Genomic DNA, 18,145 nt, shown 5'->3' with positions numbered 1-18,145 from the left:
GAACAAGACCATGGAATTTTTCCGTTTTCGCAAAGACATTCCGTTCATGCAGCGTGCGTTGATTTTCAACGCAATCTCGCTCCTGACGTTCCTTGCCGCTGTGTTTTTCCTGGTACATCGCGGACTGCATCTGTCGGTGGAATTCACCGGCGGTACGGTTATCGAAGTGCAGTATCCTGGCGCCGCGCCGCTCGAACCGGTGCGCGGCACGCTCAACAAGCTCGGCTATCCCGACGCGCAGGTGCAGAACTTCGGCACCTCGCGCGACGTGCTGATCCGTCTGCCGCTCAAGCAGGGTTACACCTCGGCGCAACAGAGCGATCAGGTGATGAGCGCACTGAAGGGCGAAGATGCCCAGGTGCAGTTGCAGCGTGTCGAGTTCGTCGGCCCGCAGGTTGGCAAGGAACTCGCTACCGACGGCCTGCTTGCGCTGGCCTGTGTGGTGGTCGGCATCGTGATCTACCTGTCGTTCCGCTTCGAATGGAAGTACGCCGTGGCCGGCGTGATCGCGAACTTGCACGACGTGATCATCATTCTCGGCTTCTTCGCGTTCTTTCAGTGGGAGTTCTCGCTGTCGGTGCTGGCCGCGGTGCTGGCGGTGCTCGGCTACTCGGTGAACGAATCGGTCGTTATCTTCGACCGGATTCGTGAAACCTTCCGCCGCGAACGCAAGATGACCGTGATCGAGGTGATCAACCACGCGATCACCAGCACGATGTCGCGCACGATCATCACCCACGGCTGTACGCAGATGATGGTGCTGTCGATGTTCCTGTTCGGCGGCCCCACGCTGCACTACTTCGCCCTGGCGCTGACGGTGGGTATCCTGTTCGGCATCTACTCGTCGGTGTTCGTCGCCGCGGCGCTCGCCATGTGGTTCGGCGTAAAGCGTGAAGATCTGATAAAGGACAAGAAGGAACGTGTCGATCCGGACGATCCAAACGCAGGCGCGCAAGTCTGATCGTGCCGTAGGCAGTCATCTGACTCGAACGCAATAAAGAAAGGCCGGCTCTCTCGAACCGGCCTTTTACGTTTACCGCCTCTGCCGGACTTTAGCCTCTGGCGGACTTTATTTGAACCCAAGCTTACGGCGCGCCGCCATCAGCGCCACCAGACTGATCGCCGCGGCAAAAATCATGTAGTAGCTCGGCGCGGCCTTCGAACCCGTGAAGCTGATCAGCCACGCGATGATGAACGGCCCGAAGCCGCCGAAGATCGTCACGGCGATGTTATAGGCGAGCGACATGCCGGTGGTACGTGTCTGCACCGGAAACATCTCCGAGAGCAAACCCGGCAGTGCCGCGAAGTAACCTGTCATCAGAAAGCCGAACACGATCTGCAGCGCGATCAGCGTGCCGAAGGTCGGATGCGCGACCAGATACACGAAGGCCGGGTTGATCAGCACGAGAAGCAGCAGCGCCGAGATCAGCATGATCGTGGTGCGCCCGTGGCGGTCCGACAGATGGCCGATCAGCGGCGAGAACACCATCTGGATCAGACCGGTCAGCGCAATCGCCGCGAACGCGACCGACGGCGCCAGCCCCAACTGCTTCACGCCGTACGTCGGCATGAACAGCACCAGATAGGTCGACACCGTACCGAGCACCACCACGCCGATCGCAATCACGAGGCGCAGCTTCTGGCTGGCGAAGGTATCGCGCAACGGCGTCGTGGTGGTTTCCGCCGCGAGGAACTCGGGCGTTTCGTCGAGTTTGGTGCGGATGTACCAGGCAACCGGCCCGATCAGCAGGCCGAAGAAGAACGGCACTCGCCAGCCCCATGAGCCCATCTGCTCCGGCGACAGTTTGCCGGTCAGCAGCACGCCAAAGCCGGCTGCGAGCAGCGTGGTAAGCCCTTGGCTCGCGACCTGCCAGCTCGCGAAGAAACCACGCCGCCCCGGCACGTGCTCCGCGAGAAAAGCCGTGGCACTGCCGAACTCGCCGCCCGCCGAAAAGCCTTGCATCAGGCGCGCCAGCACGAGGATCACGGGCGCGGCGAGGCCGATGCTCTGATACGTCGGCAGCACCGCGATGATTAGCGTGCCGCACATCATCAGCAGGATCGACAGCGTGAGCGCCGCCTTGCGTCCGGCGCGGTCGGCGTAAGCGCCGATCACGATCGCCCCGAGCGGCCGCATGAAAAACGACACGCCGAAGGTGCCGAGTGTCAGCAGCAGAGAGACAGTGTCATTACCCGCCGGGAAAAACAGCTTCGCGATGATGACCGCGAAAAAACCGTACACCACCAGATCGAACCATTCCAGCGCGTTGCCGATCGAGGCGGCGACCACCGCGCGCCACGAATTCTGCCGGTTCCTCGCCAGGCTTGCCGCTGTCGTTGCATTCATACAGATCTCCAATGCGCGTGAATATTATTTACGTAGGTTCTACCCTGAATATTGCCCGAACTGGATGCGCGCACAACCAATACGATGCCAGCGCTCTATGTACCTGAAAAATTAAAACGACGCGAGCGGCAAATGCGCAGCGGCCGCCGCGCAAGGCTGCCGGCGTTTCAAGTGGGCTATAAAAAAACCGCTTCGTCGCAAAAGCGAACGAAGCGGTTTTTTTGTTGCGGCGCAACGCGCCGCGTTCACGAGGGGCCGTTAAACGCGAATACGCGAAGGCATCCTAATACCCTTATTGCTTGATGCCTTCGGACTGAATGTGCAGCTTGGTATCCATGCTGAAGCCGTACTTGGCGCCGAAATCCATGCCGTAATCAGCGCGGCTGAAATGAGCGCTCGCTTCCACACCGCACACTTCGCGCTTAAGCACCGGGTGCTGCATGCACTTGAACGATTCGATCTTCAGATTCAGCGGTTTGGTTATGCCACGCATCGTCAGATTGCCGATCACTTCGACCGGCTTGTCGCCGTCGAATTTGATATCGGTGCCTTTGTAGGTCACCGACGGATACTTGGCGACGTCGAAGAATGCGTCCGACTTCAGATGTTCGTCGAGCTTACCGTTGCCGGTATCGATCGAAGCCGGGTCGACCGTGACGTCCACCGTGCCGGTTTTTGCGGCGCGGTCGAGCGTGACCGTGCCCGAGCTCTTGGTGAACTTGCCGCGCCACACCGAGAGGCCGCCGAAGTGATCCGCCTCGAAGCTCGGATACGTGTGAGTCGGGTCGAGCTGATAGGTGTCGGCAGCAGCAAACGCGCCGAGCGAGAAAGAAGAAGCCAGTGCGCCGACGGCGATCAACAGGGATGTTTTCAATTCATGCTCCTTGTGTTCCGGAATGCTTGAAGAATAGCGGTTGCGCCCGAAGAGCGCCGCGAACGTCACTTGCGTGCTGCGACGATATGAAATTTGATCACCACGTCATCGGCGACCACCGAGGTGTCTTTCCATTCGCCCGTGCCGATGTCGAATTGCGAACGCTTGATTGGCAACGAGCCGTCGAACGTTTGTGTCGCACCCTGCTGGGCGACCGTGACCGGCACCGTCACAGTCTGCGATTTACCCTTGATGGTCAGCTTGCCGGTGACCTTGAACTGATTGCCGCCGGCTGGCGCAATCGCGCTCGATACGAAGGTTGCGGTCGGAAAGGTCTTCGCGTCGAACCAGTCCTTGCCGCGCACCTGGTCGTTGTAGCTTTCGTCGCCAAGATCGTAGCTGCCGACGTCGATGCTGAACTGCGCACTGCCCTCGGCCGGTTTTGCCGGATCGAATTTCACTTGTGCGGTGAATTTACCGAATTTGCCTTCCACCGGCACGTTCATCTGCTTCGAGGTTGCCGTCACCGAACTTTTGGCGACGTCGACCTGCGCGAGCGCGCTGCCCGCCGCAGTCAGCGAAGCCGCCGCGAACGCGGCGAGCATGTAGCGATAAAACGAAACTTTCATGGTTGTCCTTATTTGATGAAAGGGAGCATGCGCGATAGCAGCCCGTCGCGGTCGAGCCATTGATGCTTGAGCGCCGCCCCGACATGCAGCGCGACCAGCACGAGCAAGGTGTAATTCAGCGTGATGTGCACGTTCTTCAGCAGCTCCTTGAGGTGCGGGTCCGGTGCGATCAGGCGCGGCAGCGGAATCAGACCGAGGTACACCACCGGCACATTGGCCGCCGAGCTATACAGATAGCCGGAGGCGGGAATCACGATCATCAGCACGTAGAGCAGCAGATGCATGAGATGCGCGGCGCCGCGCTGCCAGGCCGGCATGCGGCGCGGCAGCGGTGGGGCCGCGTGAGTGGCACGCCACAGAATACGCAGCACGGCTAGCGCGAACACCGTCACGCCGATCCATTTATGCCAGGAGAAGTAGCGCAGTTTGGTGGGCGTGAAGCCGGGGATGTCGGTCATCACCCAACCGAGCGAGAAGCCACATACGATCAACAGCGCGATCAGCCAGTGAAAGGCGATGGCAGTCCGCGTATACGACTCCCGGCCGCCGAAAGAAGGATTGAGTGCCATGACAGGTGAACGCAAGCTAAGAGAGGTTAACGGCGCAGCCGGTCCTGCTATTCCACACTGCCCATGCGTGCTGCATGGTGCGACTCGAAAGAAAGCATGGCGGCTGCGGCACACGCCAAGGCCGCCATGCTACCGCAAGCGGAAAAAGCTGGCGCCCGACATGTGTCAGACGCAAAGTTGTCCCGCCCCAACGATATTGAACAATTGGGGACGGAGGCTGTCAGACCCACAGCGATTTTGTGTAAGACTAGTCTGAATGCTGACTGCACCCAAGCCTCGGCGGCAACAGGTGCAATGGCGGCCTGATGTCAAAGCGCGTTTGGTACTATTGCTCCACGCTTTCTCCAGCCTTGCCCTGAAACCGGCATTGCACGCCACTCTCACGTCGTTAGCCCGTTGCCGTATGGAACAAGACAACCTGATCGCGTGCCATGAATGCGATACGCTGTTCCGCAAGCCCCGGCTTGTCGGGCGGGCATCCGCGCGCTGTTCGCGGTGCGGCGCGACGCTCTATCGCGGCGTCTCGCGCAAGCTCGACAGCATCTGTGCGATGACGCTGGCCGCGCTGATCACCTTCATCATCGCGCAGGCCTTCCCGATCGTCGAACTCGAGACCAACGGCATTACCTCGCAGACCACGCTGTTCGGCGCGCTCGTCGCGCTGTGGGGCGAGGAGATGCAGATCGTCGCGGTCATGGTGTTCTGTTCGACCATCCTGTTTCCGCTGACCGAGCTGGTCGCGCTACTCTACGTGCTGATCCCGCTGCGCGCCGGCTACGTACCGCCTGCCTTCAACCGCGTGTTGCGCGCGATTCAATTCGTGCGGCCGTGGGGCATGATCGAGGTGTTCATGCTCGGCGTGCTGATCACCATTGTGAAGATGGTGAGTCTCGCGCGCGTGATTCCCGAAGCCGCGCTATTCGCGTTCGGCGTGCTGACGCTGATGATCGCGGTGGTCGTCACATTCGATCCGCGGGTGCTGTGGGATCTTGCCGACGAAATGGGCGAACGCGGTCAGCGACCGCTGCCGCGCACCTCGGCGGACAGTGCGGCGGCGGCTATCAGCTCGCTTGCCGGGCCGCCCGCGCCGCCCGCGCCGCCTGACGTGCATGGCGCGGCGCAATCCGGCGCGGCGCAATCCGCCTTCCCGCCGGCACCGCATCAGGGATGAGCACACGATGAAATACATGACCGCGAAACGCGCGGGTCTGGTTGCTTGTCACGCGTGCGGACGCGTCGAGCCACGTATCCGCTCCGTCACGCCGCAGCACTGCGGACGCTGCGGCGCGCACCTCCATTCGCGCAACCCCGATAGCCTGATGCGCACCTGGGCGCTGCTGATCGCCGCGGCCTTACTGTATATTCCCGCGAATCTGTTGCCGGTGATGCATACGGCGTCGCTGCTCGGCTCGGAAGACGACACCATCATGAGCGGCGTCGTGTACTTCTGGACCTCGGGCGACTGGCCGTTGGCCGTGATCGTGTTCATCGCCAGCATCATGGTGCCGATGCTCAAGCTCAGTGTGCTGGTGCTGCTCGCCGCCACCTGCCAGCGGCGCTCGCGCTGGCAGCCGGAACAGCGCACCACGCTCTACCGGATGGTCGAACGGATCGGGCGCTGGTCGATGCTCGACGTGTTCGTCGTCACGCTGACCGTCGCGCTGGTCCGCTTCAAGTCGCTTGCTGTGATCACGGCCGGACCGGGTGCGATCGCCTTCGGCTCGGTGGTGATTCTGACGATGATGGCATCCATGCAATTCGATCCACGGCTCATCTGGGACAACGTGGAAGGCACTACTCCAAAACCTCAGGACCTCGACCATGACTAGCCCGCCAGGACCGACGCCCGCCTCCGATGCGCCGCGCAACGATTCGAACGGACCGAAGCTGCCACCCGAACTGCCGGACCCGGACATCGAACCGCGCAGGCGCTGGCTGCCCTCGCTGGTCTGGGTGATTCCGCTGATCGCCGCGCTGATCGGCCTTGCGCTCGTGATCAAGTCGGTGACCGAAAAAGGGCCGACCATCACGATCACCTTCACCAGCGCCGAAGGCCTCGAGCCCGGCAAGACCAAGGTCAAGTACAAGGACGTCGACGTCGGCTCGGTGAAGACCATCACGCTGTCGAAGGATCTGTCGCACGTGCTGGTTCAGGTGCAGCTCACCAAGGAAGGCGAAAGTTTCGCGGTCAAGGATTCGCGCTTCTGGGTGGTGCGCCCGCGCGTCGGCGCGAGCGGCGTATCCGGACTGACCACGCTTCTGTCGGGTGCGTACATCGGCGCGGATGCCGGACATTCGCCGGACACCGAGAAAAACTTCGTGGGCCTTGAAACGCCACCGCCCATTACCGGCGACCAGAAGGGCCACCAGTTCATCCTGCACGGCGATTCGCTCGGCTCGATCGACATCGGCTCGCCGATTTTCTACCGGCGCGTGCAGGTCGGCCAGGTGGTCGGCTTCTCGCTCGACAAGGACGGCACCGGTGTGACGATGCAGGTCTTCGTATCGGCGCCATTCGACCAGTACGTCGGCACCAATTCGCGCTGGTGGCATGCGAGCGGCGTCGATCTGCGGCTCGACTCGAGCGGCTTCAAGCTGAATACGCAATCGCTCGCGACGGTGATCGTCGGCGGCCTGTCGTTCCAGTCGCCACCGGGCCAGGGCGTGGGCGCGCAGGCGCCGAACAATATGACGTTCCGCCTCGGTTCGGATGAAGCGGACGCGATGCGCGAACCGGACGGCGTGCCGCAGCGCGTGGTGATGAACTTCAACCAGTCGCTGCGTGGGCTGTCGGTGGGCGCGACGGTCGATTTCCGCGGCATCGTGCTGGGCCAGGTGACCAACATCGGCATTGACTACGACCCGAAGACGCGTAGCTTCACGATGCCGGTGACGATGAACATCTACCCGGATCGTCTCGGCAAGCGCTTCCGCGAAACCGCGCCGGTACCGGGCAGCATCGCGGGTCAAACCATGCTGCAACAGCTCGTCAAGCATGGCCTGCGCGGCCAGTTGCGCACCGGCAATCTGATTACGAGTCAGTTGTACGTGGCGCTCGATATTTTCCCGAAAGCGCCGCCGGCCACGGTCGACGTATCGGGCGATCCGATCGAGTTGCCGACCATTCCGAACTCGCTCGACGAACTGCAGGTGCAGGTAGCGGACATTGCGAAGAAGCTCGACAAGGTGCCGTTCGACCAGATCGGTTCGAACCTGAACAGTGCGTTGAAGAATGCTGACCAGCTGTTCACGCGACTCGACAAGGAAGTGGTGCCGGAGGCGCGCGACACCCTGGCAGCGGCGAAGCAGACCTTCGGATCGGCCGAGGCGACGTTGCAGCAGGATTCGCCGTTGCAGTCGGATGTTCATCAGGCGTTGCAGGAATTGACGCGCACGTTGCAGTCGCTGAATGCGCTGTCGGATTATCTGGAGCGTCATCCGGAATCGCTGTTGCGCGGTAAATCAGGAGATAAACCATGATGTTTGCCCGGCTCCCCCGCCCGCCGCGCGGGCTTGTGCGCGGCGCTGTGTATGTCGGCGCTCTGGCCGGATTGGTGGCGATGGCGGCGTGTTCGTCGCCGTCGAGCCGGTTTTATACGCTCGGCGCCGATAGCGGTGGCTCCGGTGCTGCTGGGTCTGCGGCCCCGGTCAGTGCGCGCACTGCGGCTGCGCCGGCGTGGCTGATCGAAGTCGCTCCGATCGATGTGCCGCCGCAGGTGGCGAAGAATCAGCTTGTGGTGCAGACGGGGCCGACTCAGGTTCAGGTGCTCGAGCAGGAGCGTTGGGCTTCGTTGCCGGGCGACGAGATCCGGCGGGCTTTGTCGACTAGCCTGACGCAGCAGCTTGGCACGATCGATGTGTATGGCACCGCTTATCCGGATACGACGCCGGTGTATCGGGTCAGCATGAATGTGCAGCGGTTCGAGTCATGGCCGGGGTCACATGCGTTGATCGATGCGGTTTGGAGTGTTAGGGCTGTACGTAGTACTGCTGTGATGACCTGTCGGAGTGTGGTGAGCGAGCCGGTTAGCGGCGGCTATGACGCGCTTGTCGATGGGCATCGGGCTGCGTTGCAGCAGGTTGCTATGCAGGTTGCTGTTGCTGTGAAAGCGATGGCGGCGATTCCGCCTAGGAGTGGCTCCGCCGGGGGTAGTTTTGCTGTGCCGGCGTGTCCTTCTGGTGGAGTTGGAGGGGCTACTTCTGCTGGTAGTTGATCGGGGGTTTTGCCTGCGGGGCGCTTGTTTGGTTGTGCTTTTATGGTGTTGGCTTTTCCTTGAAGTGGTTGCCTGCTCGCGCTTGTTGGTCTGTTTGCCTACGGCGTTGGGCTTTGCTTGAAGTGTTTGCCTGTTCGGCGACTTTAGTTGTTCGCCTACGGCGTTGGCCTTCCTTGAACGGGTTGCCTGCGCAGCGCTTTTGGGTTGTGTGCCTACGGCGTTGGCCTTTGCTATTGTTATTGGATTATTAGCGTTGCCCCTGTGCGGGGCGGCACCTACTTTTCTTTGCCGGCCGCAAAGAAAAGATAGGCAAAAGAAAGCGGCTCAAACCGCTAGCTCCTAAGCGGGTCCCCCGCACAGTTGCGGTAGTGGTGCATCTGGAATCTGTGTTCTCGCACATTCAGTCCTGGTGACAAGGGCGTCATTCTTCCGGCGGCGCTGCGCGCGCCGATGCGCACTTCAAAAAGCCATCTGCGCGGTTTCGCGCTTAAGCTTCACTCGGCGCCGCGGCCCGCCGGTGGATGAGGGTGTCCCTTTGCAAGGCCGTCCGTGTTGAGACAAGCCCATGGCCTGCTGCCCTGATAAAGCCGTTGATTTTTTATCTCCGCGTGCTGCCTCGCGACCTATACACGCTTTTATCTCCGCGTGCTGTGCTGCCTCGCAGCCGATACGCGCTTTCCTAGGCAGACCAGCACACGCCGAGGTGAAACCGATGACCCCCACCAGCCCAAACAAGACCACTGGTTTGTATGCTCGACCCTTCCGGCGAGCACGCAGTGCGAGGCGGGAAGTATGACGCCCTTGTCACTTACGTCGAATGTGCGAGAACTCAGATTCCAGATGCACCACTACCGTCACTGCGCGGGGGACCCGCTTAAGAATTGGCGGTTTGAGCCGCTTTCTCTTGCCTACTTCTCTTTGCGGCGGCAAAGAGAAGTAGGTGTCCGCCCCGCACAGGGGCGACGCTAATAAACCAATATCAATTCAAGGAAAGGCCAACGCCATAGGCAACCCAACAAAGCGCCGAGCAGGCAAACACTTCAAGCAAAGCCCAACCCCATAAAAACACAGACATAAAGCGCCGAGCAGGCAAAAAACAAAACCGGCTCCCCTGGAGCAATCCCACCCCCACCGTGACGCCAGGAACGCCCCCACCCCGACCGCGTACAATACCCCCTTATCTAACGCCTTCCGGCAACCTCAATGTCCTTCGATTTCTTCCTTCCCTGTCCGCGCGGCCTTGAAGCCTCGCTCGCCACCGAGCTCGCCGAAATTGCCGCGAAGCACCTGAACGGCGCGCCGTTCACAGCCGGCACGCAAGTGCCCGGCGGCGTGCATTTCCGCGGCGGCTGGGCCGCCGGCATGGCCGCCAACCTGCACTCGCGCCTCGCAAGCCGCGTGCTGCTGAAAATCGCGCATCGGCCGTACCGCAGCGAACAGGACGTCTACGCGCTCGCGGTCGAACAGCGTTGGGAGCAGTGGTTCTCGGCGAACGAAACGCTGCGGGTCGACGTCACCGCGATCAAGTCGCCGCTGCGCAGCCTCGAATTCACGACGCTGCGCGTCAAGGACGCGATCTGCGACCGTCTGCGTGAAGTGAGCGGCGCGCGTCCAAACATCGACACCGCCATGCCCGACGTGCGCGTGTTCGCGTTCCTCACCGCCACCGATTGCACGCTCTATCTCGACACCTCCGGCGATCCGCTCTTCAAGCGCGGCTGGCGCCTGGACAAAGGCGCGGCGCCGCTGCGCGAGAATCTCGCGGCAGGCATCCTGCGTCTGACCGGCTGGACCGCCGGCACGCCGCTGTACGACCCGATGTGCGGCAGCGGCACCTTCCTCGCGGAAGCCGCGCAAGTGGCGCTGAATATCGCGCCGGGCGCGGAACGCCGCTTCGGCTTCGAAAAGCTCAAGCAATTCGACGCCAAGACCTGGCAAACGCTGAAGGCCGCCGCGCTCGACGCCAAGCACGCTGCCCGCAACTCGCGCGCCGATCTGCAGATCTTCGGCAGCGATATCTCCGGCGACATGCTGGACAAGGCGCGCGCGAACTTCCAGCGCGCCGGCCTGCCGTCGATTCCACTCAAGCAAGTCGATGCGCGCGGCATGGCGGCGCCGTCGGCTGAGCCTGGCATCCTCGTCGCAAATCCGCCGTATGGCGAACGGATCGAAGTGCGCGGCCGCAACGCCCGCGGCGAAATCCGCGAAGGACGCGCCACGCGTGAAGGCCGCGAAGACGACGGCTTCCGCCGCGCCCAGGAAGAAACGCCGGATAGCGAATTTTTCCAATCGCTCGGCGATGCGCTGAAGCAGCGCTTCACCGGCTGGCACGCATTCATCCTGACGTCGGATCGCAAGTTGCCCGGTCAGTTGCGTCTGCGTGAATCGACCAAGACACCACTCTTCAATGGCGCGCTCGAATGCCGGCTGTTCCGCTTCGATCTGATCGCCGGCAGTGTGCGCCAGCGCCCGCAGAATAACGACACGCCAGCGGCCTAAGCCAAAGCAAAGCAAAGCAAAGCAAAGCAAAGCAAAGCAAAGCAAAGCAAAGCAAAGCAAAGCAAAGCAGCATCGAAAAAAACCGCGGATTTCAGGTTCGCGGTTTTTTTTCGCCACGTCCTTTTGCTCCTCCGCCAAGCCCTACTGACACTACGCTGTCAGTAGCACCCCCGCACACTCCTTCTCACGCCATCCGGCGCTTTGCACGGCTTACCGCCATTCACAGGAGAGTGTCATGTCCGCATCATCCAAAGTTGTTGCATGGTTCGAGATTCCGTCCGTCGATTTCGATCGCGCTGTTCGCTTTTACGAAGCCGCGCTCGACCTCAAACTGGATCGTCAGGAAGTCGGCGGCCAGCCGATCGCCATCTTCGGCTACGAGGAACCGGCTACCGGCGGCGCGATCGTTCATAGCCCGTCGATGACACCGACCGACGACGGCGTGCTCGTCTACCTGAACGCGCAGCCGACGGTCGACGCCACCCTCGCCCGCGTCGAACAGGCCGGCGGCAAGACCGATGGTCCGGTGATCAAAACTGCCGCAGGACATCGGCTACATCGCGTTCTTCACCGACATGGAAGGCAACCGCCTTGGCCTGCATTCGCGGACCAACGGCTAACACGCGACGCGGCGCACAAGCGCGGCGGCCAGCAGGCACCGCGCGGAACGCCGACCGGAGCGCGGCATGCGGCGCTATCATCGCGGGACTGTCCCCGTCCTTTTCTACAAGACGCCCACGATGACGCGCCGTGCCGACCGCCTGTTCCAGATCGCCGATCTGCTGCGCGGACGGCGTCTGACCACCGCGCAACAACTCGCCGACTGGCTGAACATCTCGCTGCGCACCGTCTATCGCGACGTGCGCGATCTGCAATTGTCAGGCGTACCGATCGAAGGCGAAGCGGGCATCGGCTATCGGTTGAGCCGCGCAGCGAGCCTGCCGCCGCTCACCTTCACCGCCGATGAACTGGCCGCGCTCGCCGCAGGCGCGCGGATGCTCGAATCGTGGGGCGGCGCCGGCTTCGCGAGCGGCGCGCGCGGCGCGTTGGCAAAGATCGCGTCGGCGATGCCCGCCGACAAGCGGGCGACGCTCGAACGTCTGGCGATCTTCGCGCCGTCGTTTCACATCAAAGCGGATTTCTCGACGAAGGTGGACGTCCTGCATCGGGCGATCGACGCACGGCATGTAGTGAGCTTTGCCTACACCGATGCAAACGGCGCGGCGACCGAACGGCGCGTATGGCCGCTGGCGCTAGCGTATTGGGGCGCGCGCTGGACGCTCGGCGCGTGGTGTGAATTGCGCGGCGACTTTCGCAATTTCGGGCTGGAGAAGATTCAGACTCTCCAAGTGCACGAACAGTATCCGGATCAGGAAGGCAGGCGCCTGGCAGACTTGCTGCGGCATGTGAATGCGAAGGCGAGATGACAATACGGATGAGGCCGCGGCTGTGTGAGACGCGAGCGCCCATCTTCGCGGTGAGATTCGGCAGTGTGTCCGGACGTTCGACACTCGGCGGCGATTGACGGCTATGTCGCGTACGACCAGAGGCACGGACAACGCGACGCGTTCGGCCAAGTTCAATGTGGAAGGGGTGTTCCAGACACGGTCACGGCGGCATCGACGAATTGATGCGCGTGCACGTGGCAATGAATCGAGTAGTCCAACTGGACGTGCCGCGGACCGACGACCCGCCCGGACCATAAGTGCCCATGGTCCAGGCGGCAAATCAGGAAGCCGCTCCGTCAGCAAAATTTCGCGCGCGCATCCGAGCTGCATGCTCAGTGACTTACGGTCCGCCGCGAGCCCAGCCGCGAACCACCAACACGCTGAACAACCAGGCCCTGAACAACCCAGGCCCGCTATTCCACCGCCTTCACCATATCCTCAATCACCTTCTTGGCATCGCCGAACACCATCATCGTCTTGTCCATGTAGAACAGGTCATTGTCGAGACCCGCGTAACCAGCGGCCATCGAACGTTTGTTCACGATCACCGTGCGCGCCTTGTACGCCTCGATGATCGGCATGCCCGCGATCGGCGACTTCGGATCGTTCTTCGCCGCCGGGTTCACCACGTCGTTCGCACCGAGCACCAGCACCACGTCGACCTGGCCAAACTCACCGTTGATGTCGTCCATTTCATAGACCATGTCGTAGGGCACGTCAGCTTCGGCGAGCAGCACGTTCATGTGGCCCGGCATGCGGCCGGCCACCGGGTGAATTGCGTACTTCACCTCGATGCCCTTCTCGACCAGCTTGTCGGTCAACTCCTTCAACGCGTGCTGCGCACGCGCCACGGCAAGCCCGTAACCCGGCACGATCACCACGGTTTCAGCATTGCCGAGCATGAACGACGCATCGTCGGCCGAACCCGATTTCACCGGACGCTGTTCCGCCGAACCACCCGCTGCCGCCGCACCCGCTTCGTTACCGAAGCCACCGAGAATCACGTTGAAGAACGAGCGATTCATCGCCCGGCACATGATGTACGACAGGATCGCACCCGACGAACCCACCAGCGAGCCCGCGATGATCAGCATCGGATTGTTCAGCGAGAAGCCGATCCCTGCCGCCGCCCAACCCGAGTACGAGTTCAGCATCGACACGACCACCGGCATATCCGCGCCGCCGATCGGAATGATGATCAGCACGCCGAGCACGAACGCGATGATCGTCATGATGATGAACGGCAGCCACGCCTGCGTGAGGAAGAAGATCACGCCGAAGCCGAGCATCCCGAGCGCGAGCAGCAGGTTGATCAGGTGCTGCCCTGCATAAACAACTGGCGCGCCCTGAAACAACCGGAACTTGTACTTGCCCGACAGCTTGCCGAACGCGATCACCGAACCGGAGAACGTAATCGCGCCGACAAACGTACCGATGAATAACTCGACGCGATTGCCATAAGGCAGGAAACCAGGTGTCGTGTTCTCCGGATCGACCAGACCGAACGCGGACGGCTCCGACACCACCGCATACGCGATACATACGGCAGCGAGACCGATCAGCGAGTGCATCGCCGCGACCAGTTCCGGCATCTTGGTCATCTCGACGCGCGCGGCGACAAAGGCACCGATCGCGCCGCCGATCACCAGCGCGACCAGCAGCAGGCCGAGCCCCAAACCGAGATTCGAGCCAAGCCCGTTAGCCTGCTTGATGATCAACGCAATGGTGGTGAGGATCGCAATCGCCATCCCGGCCATGCCGAAGGTATTGCCGATGCGGGCCGTCTTCGGATTCGACAGTCCCTTGAGCGCCTGGATGAAGCAGACCGACGCGACCAGATAAAGCAGCGTGACGACGTTCAGACTCATTACGCGTTCTCCTTGGCCGTCTTATCTGCGATGAGCTTCTTCGGCTCCTTCTTCCTGAACATCTCCAGCATTCGCCTCGTGACGAGAAAGCCGCCGAACACGTTCACCGCGGCAAGCGCGACGGCGAGCGTGCCGAAGAACTTGCCGGGCGTGCCCAGCGTGAGGCCGGCGGCAAGCATCGCGCCGACGATCACGATCGCCGAGATGGCATTGGTCACCGCCATCAGCGGCGTATGCAGCGCGGGCGTGACGTTCCAGACGACGTGGTAGCCGACATAAATCGCCAGCACGAAAATGATCAGATTGATGACGGTGTGGTTGATGACTTCCATTGCCGCACTCTCCACTTATGCCTTGCGCGTGACTTCACCGTCACGGGCCAGCAGCGTGGCCGCGACGATGTCGTCTGCGAGATCGATGTTCAGGGCGCCTTCCTTCGTGATGATCAGCTTGAGGAAGTCGAGCAGGTTGCGTGCGTAGAGCGACGACGCGTCGGCGGGCACCATCGAGGCCAGATTCGTATAGCCGACGATCGTCACGCCGTGTTTGATGACGACCTGATCCGCTTCGGTCAACGGACAGTTGCCGCCGCGCCGGCCTTCGTACTCCGCGCCCCGGCCTGCCGCGAGGTCCACCAGCACGGAGCCGGGTTTCATCGCCTGCACGGTTTCCACCGAAATCAGCGTTGGCGCGGCACGGCCCGGAATCAGTGCCGTCGAGATCACGATGTCGGCCTGTTTGGCCCGTTCATGGACCAGGGCGGACTGACGCGTAAGCCACGAAGGTGGCATCGGCCGCGCGTAGCCACCTACGCCCTGCGCGGCTTCACGCTCTTCGTCAGTTTCGTACGGCACGTCGAGAAACTTGGCGCCAAGCGATTCGATCTGCTCCTTCACCGCCGGACGCACGTCGGACGCTTCAATGACAGCGCCCAGCCGCTTGGCGGTCGCAATCGCCTGCAAACCCGCCACGCCCGCGCCGAGAATCAGCACGCGGGCCGCTTTCACGGTGCCGGCCGCCGTCATCAGCATCGGCATAAAACGCGGATAGAGCGTGGCCGCCAGCAGCACCGCCTTGTAGCCGGCGATGTTCGCCTGCGAGCTCAACACATCCAGACTCTGCGCACGCGTGGTGCGTGGCGCGGCCTCCAAAGCGAATGCGGTGACGCCCGCTGCCGCCAGCTTTGATGAGTTTTCGGTATTAAAAGGATCGAGCATGCCGGCCAGCGTCGCGCCGCGCTTGAGCAGCGGCAATTCGGCATCAGTCGGGGACTGGACTTTAAGGACGAGATCCGCGCCGAATGCGGTAGCCGCATCGACGATTTCCGCGCCGGCGGCCGTAAAGGCGTCGTCGGGAAAGCTCGCGCCGGTGCCGGCGCCGCTCTGGATCGTGACCCGGTGGCCCTGGGTCACATACTTCTTGACCGTTTCGGGCGTCGCGGCGACGCGGGTTTCGTGCGCGCGCGTCTCGGCTGGCACTCCGATGTGCATCTTTGCTCCTCCTCGACTTCCTGTTTTACGACAGATGCGCCGACGAGGCACGCCGGCTTGCAATTGCAACGGCTAACGCGTCACTTTAACCGAAACAGGGGGGCGCGCAGAAATCGGGGACAATCCGGGGTTCCTGGCCCAGCTGGCGTCTGGCAGGAGGCCGGCCGCAGGCCGTCCAGCGCCGCTCGCCCACTTCCCGGCAGCCCAAGCCCATAAACGGTAAAATGCGCACCCATGAAACCAGAAATCTGGGCACCGCACGTCACCGTTGCGGCCATCGTCGAGCGTGACGGACGCTTTCTCGTCGTCGAGGAACATACCGCCGACGGCCTGCGCCTGAATCAGCCCGCCGGCCATCTGGAAGCGGGCGAGACGCTTCTGCAAGCGGTCATCCGCGAAACGCTCGAGGAAACCGCGCATCCGTTCGCGCCCGAGGCATTGGTCGGCACGTATATGACGCATTTCGAGCGGCCCGGCAGTGAGGGCGTGACCTATCTGCGCTTCACCTATTGCGGCACGAGCGGCGAACCGGACGCGGCACGCGCGCTCGATCCCGACATCGTCCGCACGCTGTGGATGAGCGCCGACGAATTGCGCGCCTGCCCCGAACGGCATCGCACGCCGCTCGTCATGCAATGTCTCGACGATTACCTCGCGGGGCGGCGCATCCCGCTCGACTTTGTGCACACGCATTCGGTCGGACATAAGCAGACGTAAGCGACACACATAAGCGGCCGCAGCCACGGCATAGCCAGACATAGTCCGGCCTAAGCCGTCACAAACGGGCCTGAGCCGTCACGAGCGGCCCACCAGGCGACCGAACCCCGGTCAACCCACGATCAATGAAGTCACGCAGCACCCAGTGAGCACCTTATGAGCAAGCAGAAAGTCGTAGTAGGCATGTCGGGCGGCGTCGATTCGTCGGTTACCGCGTGGCTGCTTAAGGAACAGGGCTACGACGTAGTCGGCCTGTTCATGAAAAACTGGGAAGACGACGACGATAGCGAGTACTGCTCGACGCGGCAGGACTGGATCGACGTCGTCTCGGTGGCGGACCTGATCGGCATCGACGTCGAAGCGGTCAACTTCGCCGCCGAATACAAAGACCGCGTGTTCGCCGAATTCCTGCGCGAATACTCGGCCGGCCGCACGCCGAACCCTGACGTGCTGTGCAATGCCGAGATCAAGTTCAAGGCCTTCCTCGACCACGCGATGTCGCTCGGCGCGGAAACCATCGCGACCGGCCACTATGCGCGTGTGCGTGAGAACAACGGCCGCTTCGAACTGCTGAAGGCCTTCGATCATACGAAAGATCAGTCGTACTTCCTGCATCGGCTGAATCAGGCGCAGTTGTCGAAGACGCTGTTTCCCTTGGGCGAGATTCCGAAAACCAGAGTTCGCGAGATCGCCGAACAGATCGCGCTGCCGAACGCGAAGAAGAAAGATTCGACCGGCATCTGCTTCATCGGCGAACGGCCGTTCCGCGACTTCCTGAACCGCTATCTGCCGACCAAACCCGGTCCGATGAAAACCACCGACGGCAAAGTGGTCGGCGAACATATCGGCCTCGCGTTCTACACGTTCGGGCAGCGCAAGGGCATTGGCCTCGGCGGCAGCAAGGACGGCAGCGGCGAACCGTGGTTCGTCGCCGGCAAGGAGATTGCCTCGAACACGCTGTATGTCGCGCAAGGCCACGAGCATCCGTGGCTGCTAAGCCATACGTTGAGCGCGGGCAATACGAGCTGGGTTGCAGGCGAGCCGCCGGCCGACGGTTTCGCGTGCGGCGCGAAAACGCGTTACCGGCAAGCGGACGCGCCGTGCACGTTCAGTGCGGGTGCAAATGCGGATGCAAGCGCGGCTGCAAGCGCGGATGCAAGCGCGACGGGGGCCGGCGCCGGTCTGTTCGAACTGAATTTCGACGCCGCTCAATGGGCTGTCACACCAGGGCAATCTGCGGTGCTCTACGATGGCGACGTGTGTCTCGGCGGCGGCATCATCGAACACGCGGTGACCGGGCAGCCCACGGCGCGCCAGGCGCAAACGGCCGCGTTGCTAACCGCCCGTTGAGCCATGCGTTTTATCGTGCGGCAACGTTGGGCATCGCTCGACGCCGCCTCACGCGCTTCACCTTCCTGGCTCATCATCACGCTTCACCCACGCGCTTCACCTTCGAGCCGCAGCTAGCCTCACCATAACAAGCAGTTGTT

Annotated in this window: 16 protein-coding genes and 1 pseudogene; 10 read left to right on the top strand and 7 right to left on the bottom strand. The window is 62.2% G+C overall.

The window, feature by feature from the left end:
* The first annotated feature begins 10 nt into the window (after positions 1-10).
* Positions 11-961 carry a protein translocase subunit SecF gene (gene secF / locus PQR53_RS24705; protein ID WP_179736202.1) on the top strand — a complete coding sequence of 317 codons (951 nt, stop codon included), beginning with the start codon at positions 11-13 and terminating at the stop codon, positions 959-961.
* 108 nt (positions 962-1,069) lie between these two features.
* Here the strand turns inward: secF and PQR53_RS24700 are convergent, their stop codons facing one another.
* From PQR53_RS24700 to PQR53_RS24685, 4 genes are all read right to left on the bottom strand, one after another.
* The gene (locus PQR53_RS24700; protein ID WP_408459712.1) at positions 1,070-2,347 is read right to left on the bottom strand and encodes an MFS transporter; all 1,278 of its coding nucleotides are present in this window, start codon (positions 2,345-2,347) and stop codon (positions 1,070-1,072) included.
* 292 nt (positions 2,348-2,639) lie between these two features.
* A complete protein-coding gene (locus PQR53_RS24695; RefSeq protein ID WP_408459926.1) occupies positions 2,640-3,209 on the bottom strand; it encodes a YceI family protein in 570 nt (189 codons plus the stop codon).
* A 77-nt stretch (positions 3,210-3,286) separates the two neighbouring features.
* Positions 3,287-3,850 carry a YceI family protein gene (locus PQR53_RS24690; protein ID WP_179736196.1) on the bottom strand — a complete coding sequence of 188 codons (564 nt, stop codon included), beginning with the start codon at positions 3,848-3,850 and terminating at the stop codon, positions 3,287-3,289.
* 8 nt (positions 3,851-3,858) lie between these two features.
* Complete coding sequence (locus PQR53_RS24685) at positions 3,859-4,419, bottom strand: cytochrome b (protein WP_408459708.1); 561 nt, start codon at positions 4,417-4,419, stop codon at positions 3,859-3,861.
* A gap of 403 nt (positions 4,420-4,822) precedes the next feature.
* Between PQR53_RS24685 and PQR53_RS24680 the strand changes: the two genes are divergently transcribed.
* The 7 genes and pseudogenes from PQR53_RS24680 (at position 4,823) to PQR53_RS24650 (ending at position 12,559) form a co-directional block, all read left to right on the top strand.
* The gene (locus PQR53_RS24680; protein ID WP_408459705.1) at positions 4,823-5,590 is read left to right on the top strand and encodes a paraquat-inducible protein A; all 768 of its coding nucleotides are present in this window, start codon (positions 4,823-4,825) and stop codon (positions 5,588-5,590) included.
* Positions 5,591-5,597: 7 nt separating this feature from the next.
* Entirely contained in the window at positions 5,598-6,248 is a 651-nt protein-coding gene (locus PQR53_RS24675; RefSeq protein WP_408459703.1) for a paraquat-inducible protein A, read from the top strand.
* Positions 6,241-7,899, top strand: coding sequence for a PqiB family protein (locus tag PQR53_RS24670; RefSeq protein ID WP_408459700.1), 1,659 nt, complete (start codon positions 6,241-6,243; stop codon positions 7,897-7,899). Before PQR53_RS24675 ends, PQR53_RS24670 begins: the two co-directional genes overlap by 8 nt.
* Positions 7,896-8,633 carry a PqiC family protein gene (locus PQR53_RS24665; protein ID WP_408459697.1) on the top strand — a complete coding sequence of 246 codons (738 nt, stop codon included), beginning with the start codon at positions 7,896-7,898 and terminating at the stop codon, positions 8,631-8,633. Before PQR53_RS24670 ends, PQR53_RS24665 begins: the two co-directional genes overlap by 4 nt.
* A gap of 1,203 nt (positions 8,634-9,836) precedes the next feature.
* Positions 9,837-11,132 (top strand): THUMP domain-containing class I SAM-dependent RNA methyltransferase, encoded by a 1,296-nt coding sequence (locus PQR53_RS24660; RefSeq protein ID WP_408459694.1) that lies wholly within the window; start codon positions 9,837-9,839, stop codon positions 11,130-11,132.
* A gap of 235 nt (positions 11,133-11,367) precedes the next feature.
* Positions 11,368-11,752, top strand: a pseudogene (locus tag PQR53_RS24655) (VOC family protein).
* A 66-nt stretch (positions 11,753-11,818) separates the two neighbouring features.
* Positions 11,819-12,559 (top strand): helix-turn-helix transcriptional regulator, encoded by a 741-nt coding sequence (locus PQR53_RS24650; RefSeq protein WP_408459692.1) that lies wholly within the window; start codon positions 11,819-11,821, stop codon positions 12,557-12,559.
* 434 nt (positions 12,560-12,993) lie between these two features.
* Here the strand turns inward: PQR53_RS24650 and PQR53_RS24645 are convergent, their stop codons facing one another.
* From PQR53_RS24645 to PQR53_RS24635, 3 genes are read right to left on the bottom strand one after another with little or no spacing between them, the layout of a single operon-like run.
* Positions 12,994-14,448 carry an NAD(P)(+) transhydrogenase (Re/Si-specific) subunit beta gene (locus tag PQR53_RS24645; protein ID WP_408459689.1) on the bottom strand — a complete coding sequence of 485 codons (1,455 nt, stop codon included), beginning with the start codon at positions 14,446-14,448 and terminating at the stop codon, positions 12,994-12,996.
* Complete coding sequence (locus PQR53_RS24640) at positions 14,448-14,780, bottom strand: NAD(P) transhydrogenase subunit alpha part 2 (protein WP_074763055.1); 333 nt, start codon at positions 14,778-14,780, stop codon at positions 14,448-14,450. Before PQR53_RS24640 ends, PQR53_RS24645 begins: the two co-directional genes overlap by 1 nt.
* Before the next feature lie 15 nt (positions 14,781-14,795).
* Entirely contained in the window at positions 14,796-15,938 is a 1,143-nt protein-coding gene (locus tag PQR53_RS24635; RefSeq protein WP_179736173.1) for a Re/Si-specific NAD(P)(+) transhydrogenase subunit alpha, read from the bottom strand.
* 234 nt (positions 15,939-16,172) lie between these two features.
* Here PQR53_RS24635 and PQR53_RS24630 point away from each other — a divergent pair, with 234 nt between their 5' ends.
* Both PQR53_RS24630 and mnmA read left to right on the top strand, forming a co-directional pair.
* A complete protein-coding gene (locus tag PQR53_RS24630; protein WP_408459686.1) occupies positions 16,173-16,655 on the top strand; it encodes an NUDIX hydrolase in 483 nt (160 codons plus the stop codon).
* A gap of 156 nt (positions 16,656-16,811) precedes the next feature.
* The gene (mnmA, locus tag PQR53_RS24625) at positions 16,812-18,005 is read left to right on the top strand and encodes a tRNA 2-thiouridine(34) synthase MnmA (RefSeq protein ID WP_408459683.1); all 1,194 of its coding nucleotides are present in this window, start codon (positions 16,812-16,814) and stop codon (positions 18,003-18,005) included.
* The last annotated feature ends 140 nt before the right edge of the window (positions 18,006-18,145 follow it).

Source organism: Paraburkholderia fungorum, assembly GCF_046027605.1.
In the GTDB taxonomy this organism is placed as follows: domain Bacteria; phylum Pseudomonadota; class Gammaproteobacteria; order Burkholderiales; family Burkholderiaceae; genus Paraburkholderia; species Paraburkholderia fungorum_F.
Note: the sequence above shows the minus strand (reverse complement) of the source record. Positions and strands in the feature narration are given on the sequence as shown.

Coding starts and splice junctions, on each gene's coding strand:
- PQR53_RS24675 (WP_408459703.1), top strand. CDS start 5,598: ATGAAATACATGACCGCGAAACGCGCGGGTCTGGTTGCTTGTCACGCG.
- PQR53_RS24670 (WP_408459700.1), top strand. CDS start 6,241: ATGACTAGCCCGCCAGGACCGACGCCCGCCTCCGATGCGCCGCGCAAC.
- PQR53_RS24700 (WP_408459712.1), bottom strand. CDS start 2,347: ATGAATGCAACGACAGCGGCAAGCCTGGCGAGGAACCGGCAGAATTCG.
- PQR53_RS24645 (WP_408459689.1), bottom strand. CDS start 14,448: ATGAGTCTGAACGTCGTCACGCTGCTTTATCTGGTCGCGTCGGTCTGC.
- PQR53_RS24640 (WP_074763055.1), bottom strand. CDS start 14,780: ATGGAAGTCATCAACCACACCGTCATCAATCTGATCATTTTCGTGCTG.
- PQR53_RS24680 (WP_408459705.1), top strand. CDS start 4,823: ATGGAACAAGACAACCTGATCGCGTGCCATGAATGCGATACGCTGTTC.
- secF (WP_179736202.1), top strand. CDS start 11: ATGGAATTTTTCCGTTTTCGCAAAGACATTCCGTTCATGCAGCGTGCG.
- mnmA (WP_408459683.1), top strand. CDS start 16,812: ATGAGCAAGCAGAAAGTCGTAGTAGGCATGTCGGGCGGCGTCGATTCG.
- PQR53_RS24660 (WP_408459694.1), top strand. CDS start 9,837: ATGTCCTTCGATTTCTTCCTTCCCTGTCCGCGCGGCCTTGAAGCCTCG.
- PQR53_RS24635 (WP_179736173.1), bottom strand. CDS start 15,938: ATGCACATCGGAGTGCCAGCCGAGACGCGCGCGCACGAAACCCGCGTC.
- PQR53_RS24630 (WP_408459686.1), top strand. CDS start 16,173: ATGAAACCAGAAATCTGGGCACCGCACGTCACCGTTGCGGCCATCGTC.
- PQR53_RS24665 (WP_408459697.1), top strand. CDS start 7,896: ATGATGTTTGCCCGGCTCCCCCGCCCGCCGCGCGGGCTTGTGCGCGGC.
- PQR53_RS24690 (WP_179736196.1), bottom strand. CDS start 3,850: ATGAAAGTTTCGTTTTATCGCTACATGCTCGCCGCGTTCGCGGCGGCT.
- PQR53_RS24685 (WP_408459708.1), bottom strand. CDS start 4,419: ATGGCACTCAATCCTTCTTTCGGCGGCCGGGAGTCGTATACGCGGACT.
- PQR53_RS24650 (WP_408459692.1), top strand. CDS start 11,819: ATGCGGCGCTATCATCGCGGGACTGTCCCCGTCCTTTTCTACAAGACG.